This is a genomic window from Peribacillus sp. CSMR9, from assembly GCF_033141925.1.
Lineage (GTDB): Bacteria > Bacillota > Bacilli > Bacillales > DSM-1321 > Peribacillus > Peribacillus simplex_A.
Genome location: NZ_JAOPHO010000122.1, coordinates 1 through 5,378, shown reverse-complemented (window position 1 = coordinate 5,378; position 5,378 = coordinate 1). Strand labels below are relative to the sequence as shown.

Below are 5,378 nucleotides of genomic sequence, written 5' to 3'. Positions count from 1 at the left end.
CTATAGTTTTTGACTTCTTCCCCAGGTTACATTTTAGCTACCGGGGCAGGAATTGCAAACATAGGATCTCTGTTTCAAAAAGGAATTAATGTTTGTTTAGGGACGTATTACCAGCAAACAAATATGTGAGAAACGATGAGGATGTCAAAAGAAAGAAGACTCTCTTTTACCATCACTCGAAACAGAGCGTTAATCTACACTGGCTGCATAAACTCTGATGCTACACCATAGTATAAAAAAACTATCTTAATGAATTAACTGGTGCGTGGGACTTGAACCCGTGAACTAAACTGTCCACCCCCTACTTTGTAGAAACATGTTTAAGACTGGTTGAGACGTAGGTCTCGTATAACAAGCGAAGCTATGCACTGCATGGAGGACTAGGGGTACTGGTTAATAAGTAGAGGAGGTAAAGATAATGAATCCAGTTGTTGGTCTGGATGTGGGAAAAGGAGAGAGCCAAATTTAGGCATTCTTAGATCAATCTAAACCGTATGGGAAGAGCTTTTCAATGAAGCATATCAATGAGGAGTTAGATTATTTTTTAGAATTTCTTTGAAGAGGAGACAGGGCAGATGCGTATGGTCATTTTAGAATCTACAGGGCATTACCATTTTCCCGTAATTCAATACCTGGAGGAACAAGGGATTCTATATATCTTACTATATCCGATTATTTCTTATCAGGCAAAGAAGTCCAGTTTACGGAAGGTAAAAACAGACGCTATCGATACGTACCAGTTGTGTGTGCTGTATTACAAAGAGGATTTTGAACCTCATAGTATTAGAGGAATTAGCTATTAGACCTTCGGAATTTGTCAAGACAACAGGAAATCATAACGAATATGTATTTGGAAGCTAAACTTCAGTTTCACACCATTTTAGATCAAGTGTTTTCTGAATACCGGAAGGTTTTTGGGGATCTATATTCCAGGGTTTCTTTATTGATACTAAAGTAATATCCCACTTCAGTTGTGGTATTAACGGCCGGGGAAAGTAAACTAGTCTAATTTTCTTTCGTAATAATCATGTTGTTTAGATATAGACAAACGAAACACCTCGCAAGTATAAATTAGGAAGTTTTATTCTTTTATATCAAAAAAGGGGCAATTCTTCGTTACATATACTAAATAAGAGAAGACTAGAAATCTCCTCTTTTCTTTTAATCCTTTTCACGATAGTTGGTTCTTCTCTCCCAGCAGTTTCGCACCTTTTTAGCCCTTCTCCTGTTCAGGGTTTGTATAGAGGGCTGCCGTTGAAGTCGACGTCTGACGCAGTTGAGTCATCAGCAAATGAATATCTCCTGATTATTCCATTAAGTTCGTCTCATAGGTATGCCTCAGTTTATGTGGGGACATCGATTTATTGGACTTAAAGGCTTTCGTATATTTCTTAACTAGAGCCTTGATGTCATGGTTGGAAAGAGGGGTAGCTCCATCATTCACCCTAGTCAAAAATACATAGTCCGTATCATCGTTTGATCCCCTATAACGTTCCAATCGCACAGCTAAATAATCTTTTTTATGTCCTGTATAGAAGGGGGAGAGACTGCCACAACATCCTTTTTTCCACCCTTACGTAAAACGTGAATCTATTTTTCCTCAAAATCCAAGTCTCGCAGCCTTAGATTGCCATCACATGGGGGAGGTGGAGCTCATCCCTTACCATATTGCTTGCTGCGATTGTGAAACCGAATCTGCTTATAAAAATTAAAAAGGTTTCGGGAACTTTCCGAAACCTTTTTGTCTACAAATTGGGGCTCTATAAGATAGAGCCTATATTTTATTATCTTTCACAAGCATAGTTGTCTTTATCGCGGTCCATACTTGGTACATAAGCAGGATGACCAGCTGGAACACCGTTTGGATATGTACCTCGTAAATCGGTACAGTTTGCAAAATCTTCCCTTTCTCCTGACGATATAGAAGCAGTTGACTGATTTGAATTTTCATTTGCAGTAGAGGTAGGAGTATCTTTACTAGCAAGTTGAGTATTTAAGCTATCAACTTTGTTTTGCAAACTTGTATTTTTAGTTGTTAAATCACTAATCTTTTTATTTAATGAATCTTTTTCTGATGAGAATGCCTTTTTTTCTTCTTCCAATGTTTTTAAATTATTTTCATATTCGGTAATATTAGAAGCTGTTTCTTTAATTTCTGACTCAAGATCCGTAATTTGTTTTTCAAGCTTCGAATTTTCTAATTTTAAAGTATTATTCGCAGCTGTTAACTTTGTATTTTGTTCTATTTCATCATCAAGTTTAGCTTGAACGCCTGTATCCAAAAATGATATTCCAACAATAAAAAATATTATTCCACCAATGAGCGAAGGATAAAAAATCTTTTTGGATAGTGCTCTTTCTTTGTTTTTAATCTTTTTGATAAAGTGGTAGAGTAGGTAAAAAAAAGAATATAAAATAGCGAGAAAACCTAATAATGCGATGACTGGCATAACTGACACTCCCTTAAATATAATCATTGCTAACTACTAAAATTTATATCTTTAGACTAAAAAAACAGGTACTTATTTTTCGAAACTTCCTTCCTGGTAGTATATATCTATAATTCTACAAAAAAATTCAATTTCCTTTTTAAATGTTTAGTGATAGCATCGGAATTTCTTTTCAAATGTTGACATTTGAAAAGAAATTCCTTAAAAGGACTATGCGGATTAAAAGGAGGTTTGCAACATTCACCAGTAAGGAATAAGATTACTCAATCAAGCCCGAAATACTGGTCAACAATGGTGAGAGCCGTTTGCAGTGTAGATCTTAATTTTTTATAAAACATTTAATCGATATATCTTAATTTGGAAGTACAAAACAAATGTAATAGGACAAATAGCCCGACACATAAGTATTAGTAAGGTTAAAATATGTGGAGGTGGAGGCATGAATCTAAACGGTATTACACTAAATAAAATAGATATTAGTTTAATCGTGCCTATATATATAGAATCGGTTACTGAATCTGCTGTTCAGAAAAGAATCAAATTATTAATTGAAGGTGAAGATTTACCTAGCTATCCAGTAGTCGAAAAGGATAAATATGAGGAAAAGTATTGGCTCGTATCGGGGTATTTAGAATATTTAGCCTATAAGCATTTAACTAATACGAAAGAACAGAATATGTATGTAACTGTTATAGAGCAGGTATTTTCGAATATAACAACGCAACGAATAAAACTCCTAAGAAAGATGTTCCAAGATCATTCTAATTGGTTTGATAAACATTACTTACTTAGTTGCCTATTAAATGAAGATTTAAGTATAAAAGAAATTTCAAAGAAAATTGGTGTAACAAGTACGGATATAAATAATTATTTGATTCATCATGAGCTACCAGAGAATATTATAGAAAAAGCTCATAAGAATAAGGGAAGTTTTAGAAACTTAGAAAAAATAAGAAGATTAAATTCACACCGTTTTGTAAAATATTTACTTTACGAAAGAGCTGTGTTACCTAAATGGGATAAAAATAGACTAACAACGGATAAATTGCAAAAAATTCAATGGTTACTAAACATTAAAGAATTTAAAATGTTAAACTGGCAAGGGCAATGCAATATAATTCAAAAAGCTTTTATTTATAAAGAAATACTTCTGACAAAGTGGGAAGAAGATTGTCTAAACAAGTTATCCGAAAAAGAACATACTAGGAGTATAAACTTTGGTGTATCATTGGATCAAAATTTAATAAACTAACTGTGCATTCTCTTGTAAAAATGGCACTTTCTATTGGGAAGTTTTAAAAAAACTGAGGAATAGTTTTTCAAAACATAGACTTTTGGTTGCCATTTATTTAGCGATGGCAGAAATATAGATTGTACCTTATGTCTTCATATCTACACACGTAAACAAAAGAGAAGACTAGAAAATCTTCTCCTTTTTCATTAATCCTTTTCACGAAAATTGATTCTTCTCTCTCCCAGCTGTTTCGCAGCCTTTTTAGCTTTCTCCTGCTCAGGGTTAGTATAAAGGGCAGCTGTTGTGGTTGAGGTATGACCAAGTTGAGTCATCAGTAAATGGATATCTCCTGACTGCTCCATTAAATTTGTCCCATAGGTATGCCTTAGTTTGTGTGGGGACATGGATTTATTCGATTTAAAGGCCTTCGTGTATTTCTTTACTAGCGCCTCGATGGCGCGGTTGGAAAGAGGGGTGGCTCCATTATTCACCCTTGTTAAGAATACATAGGCCGTATCATCATTTAAACCCCTATAACGTTCCGTCCGCACTGCTAGGTAATCTTTTATGTCCTGCATTGACGGAGGAGAGACTGCCACTACATCTTTTTTTCCACCCTTACGTAAAACGTGAATCTGTTTTTCTTCGAAATCCAAGTCTCGTAGCCTGAGATTGGATAACTCGTTCACCCGGATGCCACTTCCTAAGAAGAGGGATAAAATCGCAAAATCACGTTCCTTGTCCCTTTTAAAATAAATGAGTTTCCTGGACTTTTCAGGTAGCTCCTTTTCATAGTCATGCTTCACGAATTCAAGAAACCGAGCATCTTCATCATTGTGGAAGATTTTTGTCGATATTCTTGAAGCACGCGCCCCCAAAGTTTCTTTAACTTTATTCACTTCAATTTTCAGCATGACATTTCGATAGAAGTAAGGTTCGCCGTCATCATTTTCTGTCTGTGTCGTTAAATATTTGAAAAGGGAACGTAATGCTGAAATTTTTCGATTGACGGATACTTTTTCCGCTTTTTTTGTTTCCTTCTTATTGATGGGGATGTTTCTCCGTTCCAAAAATTTGATAAAGGATTGAGCTTCGATCAATTTCAACTTTTCCAGCAAGGACAGGGGAATATCCTTAATATGCTCCTGCTCAGCAATGCCTTCAGATATCAGCCACTCCAAAAATAATTTATAATCAAGAACGTAATTCAAGAGGGTGGAAGGGGACCGAGAATCCAATTTATTGTCAACATATTCAACGATATAGAAAGGCATGGACTTAACCAGCTGTTCCAATTTCTGCTCATGGACTTGATGTTGTCTGGTATTGGCCATTGATTGACTCCTTTTTAAAGTTTAATTTATGCGTAAAATTCAATTTTTACGAATAGTTGTTTGCATAATTATATTATGTTCAAGTTACTAACTTACGTAAAAGCCCATGCACGGAAGGGTAGGACTGAAATAATTAGCTTTTCACAGGAATTTTTACATACTCATATTTTTCCGGATTTTGAAGTTTATGATTTTCGATAGCAGCTTCAGCAGCATCTTTTGTTTCAAAAATTTTATCTACCTTGATTGTTTCTTTATTTGTATAGAGCTCATAAACACGGATTTGGAGTTAGTATAGTTTCATGGACACATTTTAGTTAAGTCCTTACAATGATTTTTGAGAGGATGTGTCCGTCTTGG

Annotated in this window: 4 protein-coding genes and 1 pseudogene; 2 read left to right on the top strand and 3 right to left on the bottom strand. The window is 35.1% G+C overall.

Annotation, left to right across the window (positions count from 1 at the left end; genetic code table 11):
- Nucleotides 1-418: 418 nt before the first annotated feature.
- Nucleotides 419-955, top strand: a pseudogene (locus tag N9I19_RS23780) (IS110 family transposase); the annotation flags it as partial.
- 351 nt (nt 956-1,306) lie between these two features.
- Here the strand turns inward: N9I19_RS23780 and N9I19_RS25395 are convergent.
- Together N9I19_RS25395 and N9I19_RS23775 are read right to left on the bottom strand one after the other, a co-directional pair.
- On the bottom strand, nt 1,307-1,444 hold the full coding sequence (locus N9I19_RS25395; protein WP_411730888.1) for a hypothetical protein: 138 nt from the start codon (nt 1,442-1,444) through the stop codon (nt 1,307-1,309).
- 340 nt (nt 1,445-1,784) lie between these two features.
- Nucleotides 1,785-2,450: an excalibur calcium-binding domain-containing protein gene (locus tag N9I19_RS23775; RefSeq protein ID WP_317779190.1), complete on the bottom strand. Its 666-nt coding sequence runs from the start codon at nt 2,448-2,450 to the stop codon at nt 1,785-1,787.
- 439 nt (nt 2,451-2,889) lie between these two features.
- Here N9I19_RS23775 and N9I19_RS23770 point away from each other — a divergent pair, with 439 nt between their 5' ends.
- Nucleotides 2,890-3,702: a hypothetical protein gene (locus N9I19_RS23770; protein WP_317779189.1), complete on the top strand. Its 813-nt coding sequence runs from the start codon at nt 2,890-2,892 to the stop codon at nt 3,700-3,702.
- A 188-nt stretch (nt 3,703-3,890) separates the two neighbouring features.
- On the opposite strand, the gene xerS is transcribed toward N9I19_RS23770, so the two are convergent.
- Nucleotides 3,891-5,018, bottom strand: coding sequence for a tyrosine recombinase XerS (gene xerS, locus N9I19_RS23765; RefSeq protein ID WP_317779188.1), 1,128 nt, complete (start codon nt 5,016-5,018; stop codon nt 3,891-3,893).
- Nucleotides 5,019-5,378: the final 360 nt, after the last annotated feature.